Raw genomic sequence first — 21,545 nt, 5'->3', positions numbered from 1 at the left:
TCTGTGCGCCTACCTTATACCAGCGGCTTCGCGACTGTAAAACACACGATTGAAACTTATGTTTGAATACTGTGCATGACCCCTAGGCTTGAAACCGCGCCTGGATCACGCCGCCCTGCCAGACCAGCAGTTCGCCGGGCGCCATGCGCACCCACTGCTCGTTGTCGGTGAGCGGTTCGGTGGCAATTACCGAGACCACGTCGTCGGGCGTGGTGTGCTCGGCGAAGTTGACCGTCAGCTCGGCATCCGAGAGGCTGGCCCGGCCGAAAGGCGCCCGCCGAGTGATGTGGGCCAGCTTGGTGGAACAGTAGGTGTAGAGGTAGTCGCCGTCGGCCAGCAGCAGGTTGAAGACCCCCAGGCCGCGCAGCCGTTCACAGAGCCCGTGGAGCGTCCTCCAGAAGGCGTGACGCTGGGCGTCATCCTGCGGCAGATCGGGAAAGGCGCCGCGCAGCTCGCCGAGCAGCCAACAGAAGGCATGCTCGCTGTCGGTACTCCCCACCGGGCGATAGAAGGAGTGCACCAAGGCCTGCCAGTCGGCGAGCTGGCCATTGTGGGCGTAGCACCAGGGGCGGCCCCACATCTCGCGGACGAAGGGATGGGTGTTGGCCAGGCGCACCTGGCCGACATTGGCCTGTCGGATATGGCTGATGACGATGTTCGACTTGATCGGGTAGTCGCAGATCAGCCGGGCGATGGGGGAGTGCACCGAGGGGTGGGGATCACGGAAGTCGCGGTAGCCGCCCTCCTCGTAGAAGGCGATGCCCCAACCATCGCGGTGAGGCCCGGTCCCCCCGCCACGGTGCAGGAAGCCGGTGAAGCTGAAGCAGATGTCGGTGGGCACGTTGGCACTCATGCCCAAGAGCTCACACATGGGGTTCCTCCCGGCGCACGGGGCGCCGCGCACGGCGACGCCGGATCAGGCTGGCCACCAGCCACACAAGCACCATCAGCGCCACGGCGCCCCACAGGCGCGGGTCGCGGCGATGCGCCTCCCATAGCCGCTGCAGGCCCGGCACTCCCGCTTGCCAGAGGTCACGCGCCTTATCGGGCAGGCGATTGGCCCAGGCGACGAAGCGGTCGGCGGCGCGTTCGGCCGAGGTCTCGGGGGGCGGCAGTGAGGCGTCGCTGCGCTCTCCGTCCTCGACGCGCTCGGTGCCGAGGGTCGGCCCGGCCACGTCCGCCAGGTCGATACCGACCCGGCCCTCGGGATTGAGTATCAGGCGCGGCAGGGCCAGCTCGCGGGTCTCGCCATCCAGCTCGAGGGTGGCGGTCAGCAACAGCGGCTGACTCAGCTCCTCGTCGAGCTCGGGCAGCTCGAGGTGCCAGCGCGAGGACCCGACTGCCCGGGCCTCGAGACGTTCTCCCTGCAGCTCGCCCTGGATCTCGGTGTTGTCGCGATTCAGTCGGGGGTGCTCGGCGGCCAGCACCACCCGGCCCTCCTCGGGCCGATGCACCGCGCCGATGGCCGGCAGCACGTTCACCGCCTGCACGCGCTGGCGGTGGAACCCCTCCCCCTCGGCCCGAAACACCAGGCGCATGTTGCCGGTCAGGGCCGGCGCCGGCAGGCGGCCACGGAAGCGCCCCGCCTCGGCCTGCAAGGTGACCCGGGACTGTACCTCGCCCTCGGTGTCCTGCAGCGAGACCGAGAGGGTGGGTTCCTCGCCCGCCTCACCGAGGGGGTCACCGTCGCGCTCCACCCAGGCCTCCAGCGGCACCTCGAAGCCCAGATAGAGGGTGGTCGGCAGATCGGCGGTGCGCAGGTGGAGGGACGAGGCGACGTTGATGCGACTGCCCTCGCCTACCGGCCCTTCCAGACGCCACTCGCCAACCTGGGGGTCGGGCACCCGGATCAGGTCGAAGCGGGGCTCCACCCGCCAACGGATGCCGTCCGGTGCCTCGTCGGCCCCATAGCGCGTGCCGTCCGGCGCGACCAGGGTCAGGGGGGCATCATCGGGCTCGTGGAAGACTAGCGCCGAGAAGGTTTCCACACCGTCGTCGATGACGAAGCGCCCCTCCTCCAGCGGTACCTGGTCGGCGGGGAAGATACGCTCGACGATGTCGAGGAAGGCGCCGAGCAGCCTCTCGGGATTCTCCGCGAGTGCCGCCAGCCCGCCGGTGGACTGGGCCAACCGCTCCACCAGGGCCAGGTCGGCCTGGTCGGAGAAGGCGATGGCATGGATGGTCACGCCCTGGTCGGCCAGTTCGGCGGCGAGTTCGTCCACCAGCCGACGACGCGAGGCATCGTCGACCTCGGGCTTGGCACCCCGGGCCGGTGACAGGTCGATCATGCCATCGGTGAGCAGCACCAGATGCCGCCAGCCGTTGGCCTCGGCGCTTGCCGCCTCGCGCAGGGCCACCTCGATATCGGTGTACTGCTGGTAATCCTGCAGGGCCGGCGGCAGGGCCAGGGCCCGGTCGCGCCAGGCCTCATCCACCTCGCCCAGCGGCAGGGGGTTGTCGACCGTCTCACCGAAGGTCCAGACGCCCGCCGTGGCGCCGTTGGGTAACAGCGCCACCAGCATGTCCAGGGCGCTGAGCGCCAGCCGGTCGGGGTCGTTCTCCTTCATGCTGCCGGAGACATCGACCACCACCCGGACGTCCGGTCGCTCCTCTTCGCCGACCTGGGCCGGCGCCACGCTCGCCCACAGCCACAGGGCACAGCCGATGGCCAGTAGCCAGGTCAGCCGGCCAAAGGGCCTTTCCATGCCGTAGCCGCCCATCGGGGCTCCTTAGCCGATCATCGGCTCCTGGCGCTCGCCCCGGCCACCTCGGCGGTGGCCGGAGGACGCTCCGTCATCCATGTCCACGTAGTCATCGTCGTCGAGGGTGTCGCGATGGCGGCCACGCCACCACAGCAGCAGCCCCACCACGACACCCAGCCCGGCCCCCACCGCGACCAGCAGGGCAGCCGGCATGAGGGCCGCGCCGTTGCCCTCGAGGAAGGCCATGGCCGCCACCACCACCGCCGGGGCGAAGCCGGAGTAGAACTCGCCCTCCTCCAGCAGCGGCAGGCGGAAATGGGCCGGTGTCCACATCACGCCGGCCACCAGCCAGGTGATCACCAGCCGCGGCAACCGCGGCAGAAAGGCCAGCCCCAGGTAGCCGGTCAGCAGCACCACCAGCGACAACACGACATAGACCAGCCATAGTAGGGATATCGAATCCGAAATCAGCATCACGCCCTCGCGACCTGTGCGTCCACGACGCACGTTCTTGAAAATACACTGAGTATGGTACATCTCGCGCAATGAAAGCACAGCCGCCACGTGACCAGGCCACCGCGACGCCTGCCGACGACCCCGTTACCCGCTTCCATCACGCCGACGACCCGGCGTGGCACTGGCTGGAGAACCGTGATGATCCGACGGTCACCGACTTCCTGGAGGCGGCCAACCGGGAGTCGCGCCGCTGGTTCTCCCCCCTCGACGACCTGGTCGAGCGCCTCTACCACGGCCATCTGGCTCGCCGCGAACTGGCCGTCCACGGGCTCAGGACGCCGCTGGATCACTACACGGTGTGGAGCGAGACGGCGGTAGACGCCGACTACCCGGTCTGGTGGCGCCATCCCAATGGCGACCCCGATGCCGCGGAGTGCTTCCTGGACCTGCAGGCCAGGGCCAGCGAGCACGACTTCCTCGAGGTGGGCGACATGGCCCTCTCCCCGGACGAGGCCTGGCTCGCCTGGACCGAGGACACCCGCGGCGACGAGACCTATACGCTCTACCTCAAGCACCTGCCCGGCGGTGAACCCGGGATACTGCTCGAGGAGATCGGCCCCGAGATCGGCTGGGCCGAGGACAACGCCACCCTGCTCTTCACCCGCTATGACGCCACCCAGCGCCCGGAGAGCATCTGGCGCCTGCCCCTGGAGGCCGGCAGGGCCGGCGAGCCGGCACTGGTGCTGCGCGAGGAGGACCCGGAGTTCTGGCTGGGCCTCGGCAAGACCCGTTCCCGCGAGTGGCTGGTCCTGGAGAGCGCCTCCAAGGACACCAGCGAGAGTCACCTGATCCCCGCCCGGGCGCCGAGCACCGCGCCGCACTGCTTCCGCCCCCGGGAAAGCGGGGTGGAATACGCCCTGGACCACCGCCCGGGGCACTTCTATGTACTGCACAACCGCGAGGCCACCCATTTCAGGCTGGACGTGCTGGCCGAGCAGCAGCTGGGCGAAGCCGACCCCGCCAGCGCCTGGCAGCCACTGCTCCCTCATCGCGACGATGACACCCTGGAGGGCGTCGACGCCTTCGACTGGGGGCTGGTGGTCACCGAGCGCGACCACCACGAAGCCCAGGTGCACCTGCGCGTCCTCGAGCTGGATGCCGACCACGCCATCACCCGCGACGAACGACTGCCACTGCCGGAGCTGCCCTGCAGCCTTTCACTGGGCGACGCGCCCCACTTCGATACCCGCCGCCTGCGCCTGCGCGAGGAGTCCTTCACCCTGCCGGTGACCTGGCTCGAGCATGATCTCGACAGCGGCCAGCGACGCCTCCTCAAGCAGCAGCCCATCCATGGCGACCTGAGGCCCGAGCAGCTGGTCTGCGAGCGGCTCTGGGCGACCTCCCACGATGGGGAACGGGTCCCGGTCTCGGTGGTCATGCGCGCGGACCTGGCCGGCCACCCGCTGCCCACCCTGCTCTACGGCTACGGCGCCTACGGCGAGGTGCTCGATCCCTGGTTCTCGATCGCAAGGCTGGAGCTGCTGGCACGCGGCGCGGCCTTTGCCGTGGCGCATGTGCGCGGCGGTGGCGATCGCGGCGAGCCCTGGTACCTGGCCGGCAAGCTAGAACACAAGGCGAACAGCTTCCACGACTTCCTCGCCGCCCGCGACGCCTTGGTCGAAAAGGGCTTCAGCGACGGCGAGCGCATTGCGGCCTATGGCGCCAGTGCCGGGGGGCTGCTGGTCAGCGCCAGCCTCAACCTGGCCCCGGCGGCCTTCTGTGCCGCGGTCCTCGACGTGCCCTTCGTCGACGTGCTGCGCACCATGGAGAACCCCGACCTGCCGCTCACCACCGCGGAATACACCGAGTGGGGCGACCCCCGCGAGCCCGAGGCCCGCAGACGCATCGGCAACTACTCACCGCTGGACAACCTCTCGACACAGCCCTGGCCCGCGGTCTTCCTGCAGGGCAGCTGGCACGACACCCGGGTGCCCTACTGGGAACCCGCCAAGCTCTATGCCCGCCTCAAGGAACTGGGTCAAGACCAGGCCGGTGAAGGTGATACTTCCACTGACCGCCCCGCGGTTGGCCGCCCGGCGGAGGGCCGCCCCATCCTCCTGCGCACCGACATGGCCGCCGGCCACGGCGGAGCCTCGGGACGCTTCAAGGCCTGGCACGACAACGCCCGCCAGGATGCCTTCATCCTCTGGGCACTGGGGCTCGAGGGCAGGGACAGCTGACCCTGATCTCCTGATAAAAAGGGACCCGGCCGAGGCCGGGTCCCTTGCGTGCCACTCAGGCTGCTGAGGCGTCAGCTGCCACCGCCGGCACCGCCGCCAGCGCCGCCACCGGCACCGCCGCCAGCGCCGCCACCGGCACCGCCGCCAGCGCCGCCACCGGCACCACCGCCGGAACCACCGCCAGCACCACCGCCGGAGCCACCGCCGGAGCCACCGCCGGAGCCACCGCCGGAGCCACCGCCGGAGCCACCGCCGGAGCCACCGCCGGAGCCGCCACCGGCGCCGCCGCCATCACCCCCTCCAAAGTGGTCATCGCCACTACTACCATTGCCATCATCGCCGCCGCCGTCATCGCCGCCGCCATCATCGCCGCCGCCATCATCGCCGCCGCCATCATCGCCGCCGCCATCATCGCCGCCGCCATCATCGCCGCCGCCATCATCGCCGTCGCCATCATCGCCGCCGCCATCATCGCCGCCGCCATCATCGCCGCCGCCATCATCGCCGCCGCCATCATCGCCGCCGCCATCATCGCCGCCGCCGTCATCGCCGCCGCCGTCATCGCCGCCGCCGTCATCGCCGCCGCCGTCATCGCCGCCGCCGTCATCGCCGCCGCCGTCATCGCCGCCGCCATCATCGCCGGCGCCATCATCGCCGGCGCCATCATCGACGATACCACCGCCGGCCCCACCACCGGTCCCTGGCGCAGAACCGCCGTCACCTCCGGTGCCGAGACCGGCGGTGGCGTCGTTACCAGCCCCGGGCGGAAAGAGCAGCAACAACTCCTCGGGGCTCTGCCGTGTCGAAAACCACGCCAGCAGCTGCTCCATCTCCTGGTCGTCGAGCACCCTGCCCTCGTACATGAGGTCATTGAACATCGCGGCCAACTCGTCGTCGCTGAGCGGATCCGCGCCCCATGGGGACGACTGTGCCGACGCGCCGGATGACGCCAGGGCTCCCATCGCCACCACCAGTGCCAGCTTCCTGAAGCCTTTCATGATTCTTCCCCTCTGCGTTATCCCGTGCTCCCGGGGTTGCCCCGTCACACTCGCCATGCACAACAAACTGTTACACACTGCACAGCATCGTAGCCGCCCATGAACCGCGCCATAGGACGGACAGATGAAACAACCATCACAGAAAGATGAATCGTGATGCCTACCTGGGTACGAGGGATCTCATACGTCGAGAGAGCGGCTGACGAGCCACTTCAGGCATCGATGGGCAGGATGGCGATGATGTGCTCCTCGAGCTCCTCCTCGGGAACCTCGCGCTGCGAGACGGCGAAGCTGCGCACGCTGATGCCCTTGCGGTGCATGCGCGCCGGCCCGCCGGCGATCAATGGATGCCAGGCGGCGAGCTTGCGGCCTTCCGCCACTCGCCGGTAGGCGCAGGATCGCGGCAACCAGCGGAAATCGTCGATGCGTTCAGGGGTCAGTTGTGTGCAGTCGGGCACCCTCGCGAAGCGATGGGCGTAGTCGCTGCAGCGACAGCTATGAATATCCAGCAGCTCGCAGGCGACATTGAGCACCGCCAGGTCACCGGACGCCTCGTCCTGGAACTTGAGCAGGCAGCACTGGCCGCAACCGTCGCACAGCGCCTCCCACTCCTCGTCGGTGAGCTCCTCCAGGTCGAAGCGCTCCCAGAACCGTTCTCTCATGAGCTCTCCTATCCGGCGCGGGACACGATTCAGCGAGCTTCAAGTGTCGCCGGGCGGTATTCTGCGGGGTTCGCGCGTCACCGGGCGCGTTAAGCGGGGTTCGCGCGTCACCGGGCGCGTTAAACTAGTACCGCGCCTCGGTGGGGGTGCGGTAGAGGTCCAGCAGGTACTCCTCCTTGGCCGGCGGCATCTGCAGGTAGTAACCCTTGTCGCGGATGGCGGCCATGACGTCCGTGGCCCTGGCTCGACCCAGTGATCGCTCGGGGGTGAGGATCAGGGTCATGGCCGACAGCGGCTTGCCGAACTGCTCGAGCAGCGCCTTGGGCACTTCCACGAGGCCCTGGCGCTTGTCCACGTAGAGATACATCTGCTCCTTGCGCGCGCTCTTGAAGACCTCGCACAGCAGCTTGTCACCCCGCATGCGGTCATCGCTCATCGGGATACCTCCTCGAGGGCCGCTTTCAGGCCCGCCTTCAGTCGCTCACCACGCCAGCCGCCGGGCAGCGGCAGCGGCTGGCCCGTGAGATCGGCGCCCACCAGGGCCTCCAGGTCACGGCGCTTCAGCAGCACCTCGGGTGCCACCCCAAGCGCCTCCGCCTCGGCATTCACCACTCTCTTCAGTGCCTTGAGGCGCTGCTTGAACTCGGGGGCCATCGGCGAGAGCGGCGCCGGCGGCAGGTCGCGCTCGTCGACGTTCAACGCCTCGCGGACCAGCCTCAGCAAGTCATCGCCCTCGCGCTTGACCAGGGGCGGCTTGAGGCCCTCGACCCGGGCCAGCTCGAAGCGGTTCTCCGGCAACTGCTCGGCGATAGCGTAGAGCAGCCGGTCAGGCACCAGCCACCCCCGTGGCACATCGCGGCGCCGGGCCTCACCCTCGCGCCAGCGGGTCAGGCGTCGATAGGCCTCCACCTGACGCGGCGCGAGCCGCCACAGCTGCCGATGGCGCAGGTACCACTGGCCATCGGTAGCGTCGCTGCGGGCCGACTGGGCCACCAGGTCGGCACAGTCCGCCTCGACCCAGGCCCGTCGCTCCTGACGCTCCAGCGCCTCGCGCTGGTGCTGCCACACCTCCAGCAGGTAAACCACATCGAGGGCGGCATAGAGCATCTGGGTCTCGCTGAGCGGGCGCTTGAGCCAATCCGAGCGGGTCTCGTCCTTGGGCAGGGTCTCGCCGACCCAGGTCTCCACCAGCTTCTGGTAGCCCATGGAGGGCACCTCGCCAAGCAGCGACTGGGCGATCTGGGTGTCAACAAGCGGCGCTACCGGCACGCCGGCCCAGTGGGCGAAGACCTCGAGGTCCTCGCTGGAGGCATGCAGCAGCTTGAGGGGGCCCGACGAGAGCAGGCGCCGGAAGGCCTCGGTACAGGCCACCTCCAGGGGGTCCACCAGGAAGGCGGGGCCGCCCGCGGTGAACTGGATCAGCGCCGGCACCGGGTGGAAGGTGCTCTCGCGGAAGAACTCGGTGTCAAGGGCGATGACCTCGGCCGACGCCACCTCGGCGCAGGCGGCATCCAGGGCCTCGGGGGTATCGATCCAGCGAATCTCGGGAGTCAATGGCATGCAGGATTCCGGCAGGGAAAGGAGCGTCACTCGCCCCGGAAGGGCAGGCGACCATTGAAGGCGCGGCTCAGGGTACCACCGTCGACGTACTCGAGCTCACCGCCCATGGGCACGCCGTAGGCCAGCCGCGAGAGCCTCACGCCCAGGGGCGAGAGCTGGGCGGCGATGTAGTGGGCGGTCGCCTCGCCCTCCACGGTGGGGTTGGTGGCGAGCACCACCTCCTCCACGCCACCCTCGGCGACGCGCGCCTCGAGCTGGTCGAGGCCGATGTCCTCGGGGCCGATGCCGTCCAGCGGCGAGAGGTGGCCATGCAGCACGAAGTAGCGACCGCGGTAACCGCCGGCCTCCTCGATGGCGAGCTGATCGGCGGGGGACTCCACCACGCAGAGCAGATCCTCATCGCGCCGTGCACTGATGCAGATGCTGCAGACGTCCTCCTCGGTGAGGGTCCGGCAGCGTCGACAGTAGCCGACCTGCTCCAGCGCCAAGCCCAGTACCTCCACCAGGCGCCGGCCACCGTCGCGGTCACGCTCGAGCAGGTGCATGGCCATGCGCTGGGCCGTCTTGGGCCCGACACCCGGCAGCACGCGCAGCGACTCCATCAGTCTCTCGACCAGCGGGGAAAAGCTCATCGGCGGTCCATCTCGGTGTCGCTCAGAAGGGCATCTTGAAGCCCGGCGGCAGGTTGAGGCCGGCGGTGGCCTCCTCCATCTTGGCCTTGGAGCTGGCCTCGACCTTGCGTACGGCGTCGTTCACGGCGGCGGCCAGCAGGTCCTCGAGCAGTTCCTTGTCCTCTTCCATGACGCTCGGGTCGATGTCGACCTTGCTCACGTCATGGCGTCCGTTCATGGTCACCTTGACCATGCCGGCCCCGGCCTCGCCCTGGACCTCGGCCTTGGCGACCTCCTCCTGGACGCGCTGCATCTTCTCCTGCATCTCCTGGGCCTGCTTCATCAGGTTGCCCATTCCACCCTTCATCATGGCGGATTCCTCTCGTGGTTGATGTGTTCGGTGGCAGCGGCGCGGCTCAACCGCGAGCCCCGGCATCGGCGGGCTTGACCGTGGATTCGATCAGCCGCGCACCGAAGGCCTGCTGCAGTTTCTGTACATGGGGGTCACGGCTCAAGGCTTCAATCGCCTCGGCATGGCGCTGGGCGGCCAGACGGTCGGCCTGCTGCTTCGGGGTCTCGACCTCCGTGGGCATCGCGCCCGGCTCGAGCGCCAGGCGGCGCTCGACCCCGATGGCCGCCAGCGCCTCGCGAATGCGCGTCACGTGGACCTCGGCCTGCATCGCCTCCTGGGAGGGGTCTAGGCGCAGCGTCAGCTGCTCGCCGTCGTCGGCTTCGACCACGCAGTGGGCGGCCAGGTTGCGGGTCAGCCCGCCCAGCCCCAGCGAATCGAAACGGGCCAGCCAGTCGGCGTGGCCGAAGAGTCCCTCCACAGGGGATGGAGGGGCAGCCGGAGATTCGGGGGCCTGCACCTCGGCGGTCGCTGATTCCGGCATCACCTGCTGTCCCGGCGGGTCCGGGATCTCGGTAGCGGGCGACGCGAATGGCTCTGGCGTGCCTGGCCCGGGCTCACTCCCAGGCACTGCGGGTGTCGACACTTGTGTGCCCTGCTCTTCCCGCTCGTCCTGCTCTTCCCGCTCACCCTGCTCTTCCCAGGGCGGCGCAGCGTCCCGCGACGACGCCGTCACGGGCTCGGCGGCCGGCGCCGGTGGGGGGATGTCGGGAGGCGGGCTGGCCACCGAGGTCTCGTCGGCGGTCTCGGGCGACGCCTGGGCGGGCCGGGGTGAGGGATGATTCCCCTCCGGGGCCGGCCCGCCCTGCGGGGACGGCTCACCGTCCGGCCCCGCGCCATCGGGACCTCCCTGGCCGCGCAGGGGCAGCGGCGTCTGCGCGGGACGCGGCACGCCCTGGGGGCGGAAGGCCAGCATGCGCAGCAGGGTCATCTCCAGGGCGGTACGCAGGTCCGGGGCATGCTCCATGTCGCCACGCCCCTGGATGCCAATCTGGTAGTAGAGCTGGATGTCTTCGGCGGTGAAGCGCGCGGCAAGCGCGAGCAGCGCCTCGCGGTCGCCATGGCCGTTGTCGACGGCGTCGGGCACCATCTGGGCGATGGCCAGGCGGTGGAGCACGCCGGTGATGTCATCCAGCACCGCGGCGAAGTCCGGGCCCTGCTCGGCCAGGGCGGCCACCTCGGCGAGCAGCCGAGGGGCATCCACCGCGGCCAGCGCCTCGACCAGCGCCAGCACATGGCGATGGTCGAGGGTGCCGAGCATCGCCGCCACATCGGCATGGCGCACCTCCCCCTGGCCGAAGGCGATCGCCTGGTCGGTGAGGCTCATGGCATCGCGCATGGAGCCCTCGGCGGCCTTGCCCAGCAGCCACAGGGCACTCTCCTCGAAGGACACCCCCTCGGCCTCGAGCACCTTGGCCAGGTGGCCGACGATGCGCTCGGGCGGCATGTGCTTGAGGGTGAACTGCAGGCAGCGCGACAGCACCGTGGGGGGCAGCTTCTGCGGGTCGGTGGTCGCCAGCAGGAACTTCACATGGGGCGGCGGCTCCTCCAGGGTCTTGAGCAGGGCATTGAAGCTGCTGGTGGAGAGCATGTGCACCTCGTCGATGAGGTACACCTTGTAGCGTCCCTGGGTCGGCGCGTACTGAACGTTGTCGAGCAGTTCGCGGGTATCCTCCACCTTGGTGCGTGAGGCGGCGTCGACCTCGATCAGGTCGACGAAGCGCCCCTCGTCGATGGAGCGACAGCTGTCGCACTCGCCGCAGGGTGTCGAGGTCACGCCCGCGTCGCCCTGGCCATTCGCGGTGCAGTTCAGGCACTTGGCCAGGATCCGTGCCAGGGTGGTCTTGCCTACCCCGCGGGTCCCGGTGAACAGGTAGGCATGGTGCAGGCGCCCCTGGTCCAGGGCATTGACCAGCGCGCGCTGGACATGCTCCTGGCCGACCAGTTCATGGAAGGTACGCGGTCGCCACTTGCGGGCCAGAACCTGATAGCTCATGCAGCGCGGAATCCTTGCGGTAAAGCGAACGGCAGCTGTGGGGTGACGGACGCCGATAGCCTGCATGGACCGGGCCCGATGTCCGACTGGAACCGGTCATTCTAGCGACCGGGGCGCCCTGCGGGAAGCCGCGCCCGACTCAGGCCTCGCGAACCAGTCCCCCGCCGCCCCAGCGCTGCTCGAACTGCTCGGCGGTGAGCGGCGGACTCAGGTAGTCGCCCTGATAGGCGGGACACCCCAGGGTCCGCAGGAAGGCCAGCTGCTCGGCGGTCTCCACCCCCTCGGCGATCACATCCAGCCCTAGGCGCTCGGCGATCGACAGGATGGCGGCGACGATCGTCTCGTCGTCGGGGTCACCCGGCACATCGGCGACGAAGGACTGGTCGATCTTCAGGCACTGCACCGGCAGACGCTTGAGGTAGGAGAGCGAGGAGTAGCCGGTACCGAAATCGTCCACGGCCAGCTCGACGCCCAGCAGGCGCAGGCCGCGCAGCCGCTCGAGCCCCTCGTCGGCATGGCCGATCACGAAGCCTTCGGTGATCTCGAGCTCCAGACGCGAGGGCGACAGCCCGCTCTCGTGCAGCGCGGCCCGCACATCGCCCACGATGTCGCCCTGCACCACCTGCAGCCCCGAGAGGTTGACCGAGATGCGCAGCGGCAGCCCCCTCAGCTCCCACTGCCGCGCCTGATGACAGGCCTCCCGCAGCACCCAGCGGCCGATCGCATGGATCAGGCCGGCTTCCTCGGCCAGGGCGATGAAGCGCCCGGGGCCGACCAGCTCGCCCTCGGGCGTCGTCCAGCGCACCAGGGCCTCGGCCCCGAACACCTGGTCGCCCGCCACCCTGGCCTGGGGCTGGAAGTGCAGCACCAGCTCGTCACGCTCGAGGGCACGGCGCAGCCCGGTATCCATGGCGAAGCGCTCGCGGCTCGCCTCGCCCAGTTCGGGGGTGAAGAACTGCCAGGTATTGCGCTTGAGCGCCTTGGCCCCGTACATGGCGGTATCGGCGTGCTGGATCAGCTCCTCGGCACTGCGCCCGTCGCGCGGATAGACGCTGATGCCGATGGAGACCCCGATGAAGATCTCGTGCTCATCGATCTCGAAGGGCTGCACCAGGGCATCGATCAGTTTCTGTGCCACCCGACCGGCATCGGCGGGCTCCTGAAGGTGCTCCATCACCAGCAGGAACTCGTCTCCCCCCAGCCGCCCCAGCGCGTCCTCGTCGCGCACCACCCCGGCCAGGCGCTGGCCCACCGCCTGGAGCAGGCGATCCCCCAGCGGGTGGCCCAGGCTGTCGTTGATACCCTTGAAGTGGTCCAGGTCGAGAAACAGCACGGCCAGCTGTCCATGCGCCGCTTCCGCACGTTCCAGGGCCATGCTGAGTCGCTCATTGAGGTACGCGCGGTTGGACAGGCCGGTCAGGGGATCATAGTTGGCCGAGATGCGCAGCCGCCCGGCCTGGTCGGTGATGCGCGACAGCAGCGGACTGATGGTGCGTGCCGTGACGAAGGCGCCCAGGGCCATCAACACCAGCACCAGGATGGCGGGCCAGCGCAGCTCGTGGTAGGCCGAGCCTAAGAACGCCCGGGCGGGAATCTGCACCAGCAGCCCCCAGCCGCGGGAAGCCAGGGGCACATGCACCAGCACCCGTCCACCCCACCAGCCGCCCTCACGGAATAGCCCGGCCTGTCCCCGCTCCAGGGCCTCGCGGACCCGGTCGGACACCAAGGGGGACGAGTCGGCCAGCGTCAACGCCCTCTCCCCGTCCACCGCCAGCAGGGTCTCGCCGGACGGCCCCAGCAGCCACTGCCGGGAGTCGCCGGCGAAGCGAGTGGCATCGGCGAGCAGCGCCGTGATGCCCGACGGGTCGAAATAGAGCACGTCGGTACCGATGCGTTCGCTGTCCATGGAGATGATCGGCGCCGCCACCTCCAGAAGCAGTTCATCGTCCTGCCTGACCAGTCGAAGGGGGCCGGGCCGGGTGGCCTCCGCTTGCTCAGGGCCCGGCGACGGCGAGGGCGTGCGACCGATCGTCACCAGCGGCTGGCCCACCGGGCCGAGCCGCACCAGCCCTACCAGGTCGGGGGACTGCAGCATGGCATCCACCAGGCGCGGGGTGGTGAAGGCGACCAGCGACTGACGATCCAGGGCCTGCTGGGCATAGCGCGCCAGGCGGCGGCGGATCTCCGTGCGGCTGGTGAACTGCCTGGCCAGGTCCCGGTAGCGCGCCAGCAGGTGCTCCAGGGATTCCGCCTGGGCCGAGGCACTGATCAGGGTATTGGTCTCCAGCGCCTGACGATGGGCCTGGAACAGCGGCCAAGCCGTGGCGAGGCCCACCAGGGACCCGGTGACCAGGATACCGAGCATGGCCAGCAGCACGATGCGCCGCTGCGATCGCCTCATCACTGCGGGTCACCACGGCGCCTGCACGTCGCGATAGGAGCCCACGGGAACCCGACATCTCGCCTCGCCAAGACGGCATTATCAATCCACGGATGGTTGTACATTCTCGTTCCCGCTTCAGGCGCTCCTCGATATCACAGTGTCGCCCCTCCCGGCGCGAACGCCAAGGCTCAAGAGGCCTCGAAACCGCGCAGCACGTTCAGCGCATTGAGGCCGGTCTCGCATACCCGTTGGAGCACCGGGTCGGCCCGCTCGGGGCACTCGCAGGGGGTCACCGGTTGCCCGCCATCCAGTTCCGTGCGGGCTCGGCGCTGCGACAGCCGCAAGGGAAGGCGCAGAGGGTCGTCAACCGGGATATTCCCGCAGCAGGTCGTGACCACAGGCGCGAATGAACTCCAGGGCCCGGGCATGCTTCCAGTCCTCGCGATAGACCAGCCCGAAACTGAAATCGATCTCAGGGGCGAACGGCAGCATTACCACCCCATCTCGCCGGGAAAGCTGGTCGGTGGCGGTGATCGGGTTCATGACGCTGATCCCGACGCCGTTGGCCACCAGCGCGGTGATGGCCCCGATATTGGCCTCGGTCTTGCCGGCGATATGGATGCCATGCGTGGCGGCCAGGTTGAGCAGTGGGTCGGCGCCGACATTGGGCTGGTTGCTGATCACCAGATACTGGTCCTCGAGATCCCCGACGCTAACCGCTGTGCGGGACGCCAGGGGATGCCCCTTGGGAATCAGGCAGCGGGCCTGGGTGGTCAGCCACTCCTCGACCCGCAGCACACGAGAGGTGGCCGGCAGCGTCACGAAGCCGATGTCGGCATGGCCGGACTCCACCTCCCGGAGCACATCGTGGCTCGACATCATGTCGAAGCTGATGCTGAAGCCGCGGTTGTCCTCGAGCAGCGCGGCGATCAGCCGCGGCACGAAGCCGAACGCCAGCCCGGGGATGGCCGCAATGCGCAGCCGCGAGGTGCCGAACTCCTTGAGGGCCAGCACACTGTGGCGCAGCTCCTCGATGTTGCCCATCAGGCGCAGAATCTCCTCGTAGAGCTCGCGCGCCTCGGGGGTGGCCACCAGGCGGTTCTTCTCGCGCAGGAACAGCGCGAGCCCCAGGTTCTGCTCCAGTTGGGACAGCGACCGGCTGACCCCCGACTGGGTGATGCCGAGCGTTCGCGCCGCCTGGGAGGCGCTGCCCGCCTCGAACAGCGTCTTGAAGATGGCGAGCGCCTTGAGCGAATGAATGTTGACGTCAGTCATGATTAAAAGTCATTGAATACGGTAAAAACATCATATCTTGAAATATCTTCTCGTGGCTACCTAGACTGACGTCATCCGCACTACACAACCACAACGGATCGACAAGATGACGACCTCCCCCCTGTTCTACCAGGCCGGTCCCGCGATGCCGGAAGTCAGCCATGGCCAAGGTGTCTTCCTGTGGGACACCCAGGGCAAGGAGTATCTGGACGGCTGCTCCGGTGCCATCTCCTGCAACCTGGGCCATGGCCGCGAGGATATCCGCGACGCCATGCTGGCTCAGCTCGACCGTGTCGCATTCACCTACCGGACCCAGTTCGAGAATGCGCCCGCGGTGGCACTGGCCGAAGCACTGGTCGAGATGACCGAGGGTGAACTGGAGAAGGTGTTCTTCGTCTCCAGCGGCTCCGAGGCCGTCGAGTCGGCCATCAAGCTGGCCCGCCAGTACGTGGTCGCGCGTGGCGAGTCCCGTCGCCGCCACTTCGTGTCGCTGCGTCCCTCCTATCATGGCAGCACCCTGGGGGCGCTGGGCCTTACCGGCTATCAGCCGCTGGAGGCTCCCTTCGCCAGCATCACCCCCGGTTCCATCAAGGTGCTTGGCCCGGACTTCTATCGCCAGCGGGACGACGACCGCGACGCCCATATCCGCCGGGTGCTCGACGAGACCCGCGCGGCAATAGAAGCCGCCGGTGGCGACACCATCATCGCCATCGTGGTCGAACCCGTCGGCGGTGCCAGCACCGGGGCACGCCTGGTCGACAAGGCCTACCTGGAAGGCCTGCGTGCACTGTGCGACGAATTCGGCTGCCTGCTGATCTTCGACGAGGTGCTGAGTGGCGTAGGCCGAACGGGCACCTGGTTCGCCTACCAGCAGTGGGGCGTGGCGCCCGACCTGCTGACCACCGCCAAGGGGCTGGGGGCCGGCTACTATCCGGTAGGGGCGCTGCTGTGCCGCAGCGAGATCGTCGAGACGGTGATGGCCAACGGCGGTTTTCAGCATGGTCACACCTATGCCGGCAACCCGCTGGCCTGTGCCACCGGCCTGGCCGCCGTCGAGGCGATCCGCCGCGAGGGCCTGCTGGACAACGTCAGGGCCCGCGGCGCTCAGCTCCAGCAGGGACTCGAGTCGCTCCAGTCACGCTATTCCTGGATCGGCGACGTGCGCGGCCTCGGCCTGCTGTGGGGGGTGGAGCTGGTCATGGACCCCGTGGAGCGGACGCCCTTCCCCGCCGCTTCCAATCTCTTCGCCGAGATGACGGCGCTGGCCAAGGAGGAAGGGCTGCTGATCTATCCCCGGCGCCCCCTGAACGGCCTGGCCGGCGACCACTTCCTGGTCGGCCCGCCCTTCACCATCAGTGAGAGCGAGGCCGAGCTGCTGCTGGAGCGGCTCAGCCGTGCCCTCGACCGGCTCGACCGGGAGGTGGTGGCACCGCTGCTCGATGACGTCGCCGCTGCTACCGCCAACGGAATCACAGGCTGAGACCTCATGACCCTGCTCAACCAGAAACATACAACGATCGAGGCGGCCATCGCCACCATCCCCGATGGGGCCTCGATCATGGTCGGCGGCTTCGGCTCGCCAGGCACGCCCTTCGCCCTGCTCGACGAGCTGCTGGCCCAGGGCCAGTCGCACCTGACGCTGATCAAGAACGACGCCAACGAGCCGGATATCGGCATCGGCCGGCTGATCCGCGCCGGTCGCGTCGACCGGCTGATCACCTCGCACATCGGGCTCAACCGGATCGCCATCGAGGAGATGAACCAGGGCCGCCTGGCCGTGGAGATGCACCCCCAAGGCCTGCTGGCCGAGAAGATCCGCTGTGCCGGCGCTGGCCACTACGGTTTCCTGACCGATATCGGTCTGGACACCGAGATCGCCGAGGGGCGCCGCGAGATCGAGTGCGACGGCCGGACCTGGGCCATCGAGCCCGCTATCCGGGCCGACGTGGCCCTCGTCCATGCCGACCTGGCCGATGCCTACGGCAACCTCGTCTATCGCGGCACCGCCATCAACTTCAACCCGCTGATGGCCATGGCGGCCGACCGGGTGATCGCCCAGGCCTTCCGGGTCGAGGCACCCGGCTACCTGGCACCCGAGACGATCCATACGCCCTGTGCCTTCGTGAGCCGGGTCGTGCGGGTCGATGAAACCACCAGCGAGCAGGGGAGGCGCACCCATGTCGTCTGATCAGGAAAGGATGCTCGCCCGCGCCGCCCGTGAGGTGGTGCCCGGCCAGATCGTCAACCTCGGCATCGGACTGCCCACCAGGCTGTTCCATTACCTGCCGCCGGAGATGGAAGTGCTGGTGCACTCAGAGAACGGCGTGCTGGGCTGCCAGCCCCTCGCCAATGGCGGTGAGCCCGACCTCGAGATGATCGATTCGGGCGGGGCCTACATCGGCACCCGCCCCGGCGCCAGCGTGTTCGACAGTGCGCTCTCCTTTGCGATGATCCGCCGCAGCCGGGTGGACGTCACCTTCATGGGCGCCTTCGAGGTCGACCAGCAGGGCAACCTGGCCAACTGGAAGATCCCCGGCAAGTTCTCTCCGGGCATCGGCGGTGCCATGGAGCTCGCCCAGAAGGTCGACACCCTGGTGGTGCTCTGCTCGCACAATGACAAGCAGGGCAACCCCAAGATCCTGCGGCAGTGTCGCTTGCCGCTCACGGCGCCACGCTGCGTCTCGCGCATAATCACCGAGAAGGCGGTGATGGAAGTGACCGATGCCGGACTCGAGGTGATCGATATTGCCGAGGGGCTGGAGGTAGCGGCGCTGCGCGCGGCCACCGAGGCCGAGTTGATCATCGACGAACACCGTCTGGGGAGATTCTGATGCTCACCGCCACGGAAGAACGCATCCTCGCGTGCTGCGAGTCCCTGATGGGGGACACCCTGGAACTGACCCGGGACCTGGTCCGCGGCTACAGCGTGCTGGGCCAGGAGCATGGGGCACTCGCCACCATGGAGCACTGGCTCAAGCGGCTGGACCTGCCGGTGGAGCGAGTGCCCCTCGATGCGCCGGGCTTCGCCGACCACCCTCACCGGGTACCGACCACCTGGTCGAACGAGGGACGCCACAATGTGGTCTCCCGGCTCAACCCGACCGCCGACAAGCCCCACCTGGTGCTCAACGGCCACCTGGACGTGGTGCCAGCCGAACCCACCGACATGTGGTCACGGCTCCCCTGGGAACCCTGGGAGCAGGATGGCTGGCTGTATGGCCGAGGCGCCGGGGACATGAAGGCCGGCATCGCCGCCATGGTGATGGCGGTGCAGGCCGTTCGCCAGGCCGGCGTCGAGGTGGACTTCCCGCTGACCCTGCAGACCGTGATCGAGGAGGAGTGCACCGGTAACGGCGCCCTGGCCTGCCTGCACCAGGGCTACAGCGGGGACTTCGTGCTGATCCCCGAGCCCTTCGGCGCGCAGATCTACAGCGGCCAGGTGGGCGTGCTGTGGTTCCGCATGCGCATCGATGGTGTGCCGGCCCATGTGCTCGACACCCGCGCCGGCAGCAATGCCATCGAGACGCTGCAGGGCTACCTGCCGGCGTTCAAGGCACTGGAAGCCGAGATCAACGCCCTGCCCCGTCCCGCGCCCTACGAGGCCCTGGACCGCCCCTTCAACCTCAGCATCGGCAAGATCGAGGGCGGCAACTGGGCCTCCAGCGTGCCGGCCCACGCGATCCTCGAGGGACGGGTCGGCTTCCCGCCGGGCATGACGCCCGACCAGATCATGACACGGGTCCGCCAGGTCATCGCCGACCACCATCGATCCATGAACGACGGCTCGCCCGCGCCCCGGGTCGAGTTCCATGGCTTTCGTTCAGAAGGCCACCTGGTCGACCTGGAGACCCCCGGCATCCGCCTGCTGTCGCGCTGCCACGAAGACCTGGTCGGCGAACCGCCGGCCCACTACCTCTCGACCTGCACCACCGACCTGCGCGCCTTCCATGTGTCCGGGGGCATCAACGGCACCTGCTATGGCCCGGTCGCCCAGCGCATCCATGGGGTCGATGAATGTGTCGAGATCGACTCCATCCGTCGAGTGCTGACCACCTACGCCCTGTTCATCAGTCGTTGGGCCAACGGCGATGTCACCCCAGGGAGCCCCTCATGAACGCCGCCTACCTCGTCGACTACGCCCGCAGCGCCTTCACCCGCGCCCACCCCCGCAAGCCCGAGGTCGACGCCTGGTCGGGCCAGCGCGGCGACGCCCTGCTGGGCCAGGTGATCGACGCCCTGCTGACCCGTCGCGGGATCCAGGGTGAGCTCATCGAGGACCTCAGCGTCGGCTGCGCGCTGCCGGTCAAGGAGCAGTGGAGCTTCGGCGGCCGCTATCCGCAGTGGCTCTCCCGGCTGGGGCTTGGCTGCGCCTCGCGTCAGATCGACCAGCAGTGCGGCTCGAGCCTGGCGGCCCTGCGCGGCACGGTGCGCGAGATCCAGGTCGGTGCCATCCAGGCCGGCGTGGCCGGTGGCTTCGAGAACATGTCGCGCGTGCCGATGGGTCCGAGCCTCTTCCAGGAAGGCGTACTGACGGTCCCCGAGGCGCTCCAGGGCAACGACGAGCTCGACCTGACCGTGGCCATGAACATGGGCCTGACCGCCGAGCGTCTGGCCCGGGAAAGCGGGATCTCCCGGGAGGCCATGGATGCCTTCGCCCTGCGCTCCCACCAGCGTGCCGCCCGGGCCGAGCAGGACGGCTGGTTCGATGGTGAGCGGCTGACGCTGGCCAATCCGGCCGGCGAGGCGGTGGCACGCGACGCCAACATCCGCCCCGACACCACCCTGGAACGCCTTGCCGGTCTCGACCCGGCGTTCGTCGAAGGCGGCCAGGTCACCGCCGGCAACAGCTCACCGCTCACCTCCGGTGCCGGCGCGGCGCTGGTGATGAACGAATCTACCCTGGTTCGCCACGGCCTCTCGCCCCTGGCGAGGGTGGTCGAGGTGGTCGACTGCGGTGTGATGCCGGAACGCATGGGCGCCGGCGCGGCCAAGGCGATCGAACGGGTGCTGACCGCCACCGGCCTGAGAATCGACGATATCGATGCCTGGGAGATCAACGAGGCCTTCAGCGCCGTGCCGCTCTATGCCATGGATACGCTGGGCCTCGACCCCGCGCGCGTGAACATCTTCGGCGGGGCGCTGGCACTGGGCCATCCCTTGGGCGCCACCGGCATCCGACTGGCCGGCACCCTCGCCCGCACCCTCCACCATCGAGGGGGACGCTACGGCTGCGCCGCTGCCTGCATCGGCGGCGGACAGGGCATCGCCTTGCTGCTCGAACGCGCGTGACACGCGCAGGCAACGTCCTGCGCCTCATCCCCATGAGCCACCACCAGGAGGTAATTGCCGCACAACGAGATGTAACGTCGATAACCTTACCCAGCGGTTCCATGACCCAATGACCCAACAAGCCCATAACCCAAGAAACCCACAACAAGCAGGCATTGATATGACAATTCACAACAGGTCTTTTCACCGTCCCTTCATCGGCGCCCTGGCGCTGCTCGGCGCCCTGTCCCTGGTCAGCTTGCCGGCCCAGGCCCGGGACCTTCCCGAGATCAAGGAGGATGTCTTCCAGGTCGCCAATTCCGGCGCCTACCCGCCCTTCAGCTACGTGGATACGGCCGGCAACCTGGTCGGTTTCGATGTGGATATCGCCGAGGCCCTGGCGGAAAAGATGGGCGTCGAGGTCAACATCCAGACATCGCCCTGGAACGGCATCGTCGCCGCCCTGGCGGGCGGGCGTTTCGACGCCTGCATCTGCAGCATGAGCGCCACCGAGGAACGCAGGAAGGCCGTCGACTTCACCGACCCCTACTACCGCTCGGGACTCTCCATCTGGGTGCGCGAAGAGACCGATGACGTCAGCAGCATCGATGACTTCGAGGGCAAGCGAGTCGGTTCGACACTCGGCGAGACCGGCAACCAGTGGGCCACCGAGAAGGCCGAGGGAAGGTGGCGCAACCAGACCTTCCAGGGACTGCCCGACATGCTCAATGGCCTCACCACCGGCCGCATCGATGTCATGGTCGCCGATGACATTCCCGTCTATGTCGCGCTCAACGAGGACGATATCCCCATCAAGCAGGTCGATGTGGGCGACCTGCCCCGCTTCCCGGCCGCTATCGCTGTCCAGAAAGGTTCCCCGCAGCTCAAGGAGGCACTCAACACGGCACTGGCAGAGATTCGCGCGGATGGCACCTACCAGGAGATCGTCGACGAGTGGATCGGCGCAGGGGTCGAATTCAACTGA

General features: G+C 68.5%; 19 protein-coding genes. 8 read left to right on the top strand and 11 right to left on the bottom strand.

The window, feature by feature from the left end; all coding sequences use genetic code 11:
• Positions 1-82 precede the first annotated feature (82 nt).
• Genes M8009_RS10660 through M8009_RS10650 form a run of 3 tightly spaced genes read right to left on the bottom strand, consistent with a single transcriptional unit; the run spans position 83 to position 3,176 of the window.
• Complete coding sequence (locus M8009_RS10660) at positions 83-871, bottom strand: class II glutamine amidotransferase (protein WP_250060833.1); 789 nt, start codon at positions 869-871, stop codon at positions 83-85.
• Positions 864-2,720 carry a vWA domain-containing protein gene (locus M8009_RS10655; protein WP_250060831.1) on the bottom strand — a complete coding sequence of 619 codons (1,857 nt, stop codon included), beginning with the start codon at positions 2,718-2,720 and terminating at the stop codon, positions 864-866. The genes M8009_RS10660 and M8009_RS10655 overlap by 8 nt, the downstream gene beginning before the upstream one ends.
• 9 nt (positions 2,721-2,729) lie before the next feature.
• Positions 2,730-3,176 carry a hypothetical protein gene (locus M8009_RS10650; protein WP_250060829.1) on the bottom strand — a complete coding sequence of 149 codons (447 nt, stop codon included), beginning with the start codon at positions 3,174-3,176 and terminating at the stop codon, positions 2,730-2,732.
• A 71-nt stretch (positions 3,177-3,247) separates the two neighbouring features.
• Between M8009_RS10650 and M8009_RS10645 the strand changes: the two genes are divergently transcribed.
• Together M8009_RS10645 and M8009_RS10640 are read left to right on the top strand one after the other, a co-directional pair.
• Positions 3,248-5,398 (top strand): S9 family peptidase, encoded by a 2,151-nt coding sequence (locus tag M8009_RS10645; protein WP_250060827.1) that lies wholly within the window; start codon positions 3,248-3,250, stop codon positions 5,396-5,398.
• Positions 5,399-5,442: 44 nt separating this feature from the next.
• A complete protein-coding gene (locus M8009_RS10640) occupies positions 5,443-6,345 on the top strand; it encodes a hypothetical protein (protein WP_250060825.1) in 903 nt (300 codons plus the stop codon).
• Positions 6,346-6,608: 263 nt separating this feature from the next.
• On the opposite strand, the gene M8009_RS10635 is transcribed toward M8009_RS10640, so the two are convergent.
• The 8 genes from M8009_RS10635 to M8009_RS10600 all read right to left on the bottom strand — a co-directional run bounded on the left by M8009_RS10635 (position 6,609) and on the right by M8009_RS10600 (position 15,292).
• Complete coding sequence (locus tag M8009_RS10635; protein ID WP_250060823.1) at positions 6,609-7,058, bottom strand: YcgN family cysteine cluster protein; 450 nt, start codon at positions 7,056-7,058, stop codon at positions 6,609-6,611.
• Between the two features lie 124 nt (positions 7,059-7,182).
• Positions 7,183-7,494, bottom strand: a complete 312-nt coding sequence (locus M8009_RS10630; protein WP_250060822.1) for a YcgL domain-containing protein — start codon at positions 7,492-7,494, stop codon at positions 7,183-7,185.
• The gene (rnd, locus tag M8009_RS10625) at positions 7,491-8,618 is read right to left on the bottom strand and encodes a ribonuclease D (protein WP_250060820.1); all 1,128 of its coding nucleotides are present in this window, start codon (positions 8,616-8,618) and stop codon (positions 7,491-7,493) included. Before rnd ends, M8009_RS10630 begins: the two co-directional genes overlap by 4 nt.
• Before the next feature lie 26 nt (positions 8,619-8,644).
• The gene (recR, locus tag M8009_RS10620) at positions 8,645-9,250 is read right to left on the bottom strand and encodes a recombination mediator RecR (protein WP_250060818.1); all 606 of its coding nucleotides are present in this window, start codon (positions 9,248-9,250) and stop codon (positions 8,645-8,647) included.
• A 22-nt stretch (positions 9,251-9,272) separates the two neighbouring features.
• A complete protein-coding gene (locus M8009_RS10615; RefSeq protein WP_250060816.1) occupies positions 9,273-9,599 on the bottom strand; it encodes a YbaB/EbfC family nucleoid-associated protein in 327 nt (108 codons plus the stop codon).
• A 46-nt stretch (positions 9,600-9,645) separates the two neighbouring features.
• Positions 9,646-11,634, bottom strand: coding sequence for a DNA polymerase III subunit gamma/tau (dnaX, locus tag M8009_RS10610; RefSeq protein WP_250060814.1), 1,989 nt, complete (start codon positions 11,632-11,634; stop codon positions 9,646-9,648).
• 139 nt (positions 11,635-11,773) lie between these two features.
• Positions 11,774-14,035, bottom strand: coding sequence for a putative bifunctional diguanylate cyclase/phosphodiesterase (locus M8009_RS10605; protein WP_250060812.1), 2,262 nt, complete (start codon positions 14,033-14,035; stop codon positions 11,774-11,776).
• A gap of 345 nt (positions 14,036-14,380) precedes the next feature.
• On the bottom strand, positions 14,381-15,292 hold the full coding sequence (locus tag M8009_RS10600; protein WP_250060810.1) for a LysR family transcriptional regulator: 912 nt from the start codon (positions 15,290-15,292) through the stop codon (positions 14,381-14,383).
• Positions 15,293-15,398: 106 nt separating this feature from the next.
• Here M8009_RS10600 and M8009_RS10595 point away from each other — a divergent pair, with 106 nt between their 5' ends.
• The 6 genes from M8009_RS10595 (at position 15,399) to M8009_RS10570 (ending at position 21,545) form a co-directional block, all read left to right on the top strand.
• Positions 15,399-16,772 carry an aminotransferase family protein gene (locus M8009_RS10595; RefSeq protein WP_250060808.1) on the top strand — a complete coding sequence of 458 codons (1,374 nt, stop codon included), beginning with the start codon at positions 15,399-15,401 and terminating at the stop codon, positions 16,770-16,772.
• A gap of 6 nt (positions 16,773-16,778) precedes the next feature.
• On the top strand, positions 16,779-17,480 hold the full coding sequence (locus M8009_RS10590) for a CoA transferase subunit A (protein WP_250060806.1): 702 nt from the start codon (positions 16,779-16,781) through the stop codon (positions 17,478-17,480).
• Positions 17,470-18,123 carry a 3-oxoacid CoA-transferase subunit B gene (locus tag M8009_RS10585; protein WP_250060804.1) on the top strand — a complete coding sequence of 218 codons (654 nt, stop codon included), beginning with the start codon at positions 17,470-17,472 and terminating at the stop codon, positions 18,121-18,123. Before M8009_RS10590 ends, M8009_RS10585 begins: the two co-directional genes overlap by 11 nt.
• Positions 18,123-19,406 carry an ArgE/DapE family deacylase gene (locus tag M8009_RS10580; RefSeq protein ID WP_250060802.1) on the top strand — a complete coding sequence of 428 codons (1,284 nt, stop codon included), beginning with the start codon at positions 18,123-18,125 and terminating at the stop codon, positions 19,404-19,406. Before M8009_RS10585 ends, M8009_RS10580 begins: the two co-directional genes overlap by 1 nt.
• The gene (locus tag M8009_RS10575; RefSeq protein WP_250060800.1) at positions 19,403-20,581 is read left to right on the top strand and encodes an acetyl-CoA C-acyltransferase; all 1,179 of its coding nucleotides are present in this window, start codon (positions 19,403-19,405) and stop codon (positions 20,579-20,581) included. The genes M8009_RS10580 and M8009_RS10575 overlap by 4 nt, the downstream gene beginning before the upstream one ends.
• Positions 20,582-20,741: 160 nt before the next feature.
• A complete protein-coding gene (locus tag M8009_RS10570) occupies positions 20,742-21,545 on the top strand; it encodes a transporter substrate-binding domain-containing protein (protein WP_250060798.1) in 804 nt (267 codons plus the stop codon).

The sequence above is a fragment of the Halomonas gemina genome (genome assembly GCF_023554995.1).
Taxonomy (GTDB): Bacteria; Pseudomonadota; Gammaproteobacteria; order Pseudomonadales; family Halomonadaceae; genus Halomonas; species Halomonas gemina.
The sequence above is the reverse complement of the archived record's forward strand: the minus strand, read 5'-3'. Positions and strand labels throughout refer to the sequence as shown.

Coding starts and splice junctions, on each gene's coding strand:
- M8009_RS10615 (WP_250060816.1), bottom strand. CDS start 9,599: ATGATGAAGGGTGGAATGGGCAACCTGATGAAGCAGGCCCAGGAGATG.
- M8009_RS10635 (WP_250060823.1), bottom strand. CDS start 7,058: ATGAGAGAACGGTTCTGGGAGCGCTTCGACCTGGAGGAGCTCACCGAC.
- M8009_RS10580 (WP_250060802.1), top strand. CDS start 18,123: ATGCTCACCGCCACGGAAGAACGCATCCTCGCGTGCTGCGAGTCCCTG.
- dnaX (WP_250060814.1), bottom strand. CDS start 11,634: ATGAGCTATCAGGTTCTGGCCCGCAAGTGGCGACCGCGTACCTTCCAT.
- M8009_RS10585 (WP_250060804.1), top strand. CDS start 17,470: ATGTCGTCTGATCAGGAAAGGATGCTCGCCCGCGCCGCCCGTGAGGTG.
- M8009_RS10570 (WP_250060798.1), top strand. CDS start 20,742: ATGACAATTCACAACAGGTCTTTTCACCGTCCCTTCATCGGCGCCCTG.
- M8009_RS10595 (WP_250060808.1), top strand. CDS start 15,399: ATGACGACCTCCCCCCTGTTCTACCAGGCCGGTCCCGCGATGCCGGAA.
- M8009_RS10655 (WP_250060831.1), bottom strand. CDS start 2,720: ATGGGCGGCTACGGCATGGAAAGGCCCTTTGGCCGGCTGACCTGGCTA.
- M8009_RS10575 (WP_250060800.1), top strand. CDS start 19,403: ATGAACGCCGCCTACCTCGTCGACTACGCCCGCAGCGCCTTCACCCGC.
- rnd (WP_250060820.1), bottom strand. CDS start 8,618: ATGCCATTGACTCCCGAGATTCGCTGGATCGATACCCCCGAGGCCCTG.
- recR (WP_250060818.1), bottom strand. CDS start 9,250: ATGAGCTTTTCCCCGCTGGTCGAGAGACTGATGGAGTCGCTGCGCGTG.
- M8009_RS10605 (WP_250060812.1), bottom strand. CDS start 14,035: ATGAGGCGATCGCAGCGGCGCATCGTGCTGCTGGCCATGCTCGGTATC.
- M8009_RS10645 (WP_250060827.1), top strand. CDS start 3,248: ATGAAAGCACAGCCGCCACGTGACCAGGCCACCGCGACGCCTGCCGAC.
- M8009_RS10650 (WP_250060829.1), bottom strand. CDS start 3,176: ATGCTGATTTCGGATTCGATATCCCTACTATGGCTGGTCTATGTCGTG.
- M8009_RS10590 (WP_250060806.1), top strand. CDS start 16,779: ATGACCCTGCTCAACCAGAAACATACAACGATCGAGGCGGCCATCGCC.
- M8009_RS10660 (WP_250060833.1), bottom strand. CDS start 871: ATGTGTGAGCTCTTGGGCATGAGTGCCAACGTGCCCACCGACATCTGC.
- M8009_RS10630 (WP_250060822.1), bottom strand. CDS start 7,494: ATGAGCGATGACCGCATGCGGGGTGACAAGCTGCTGTGCGAGGTCTTC.
- M8009_RS10600 (WP_250060810.1), bottom strand. CDS start 15,292: ATGACTGACGTCAACATTCATTCGCTCAAGGCGCTCGCCATCTTCAAG.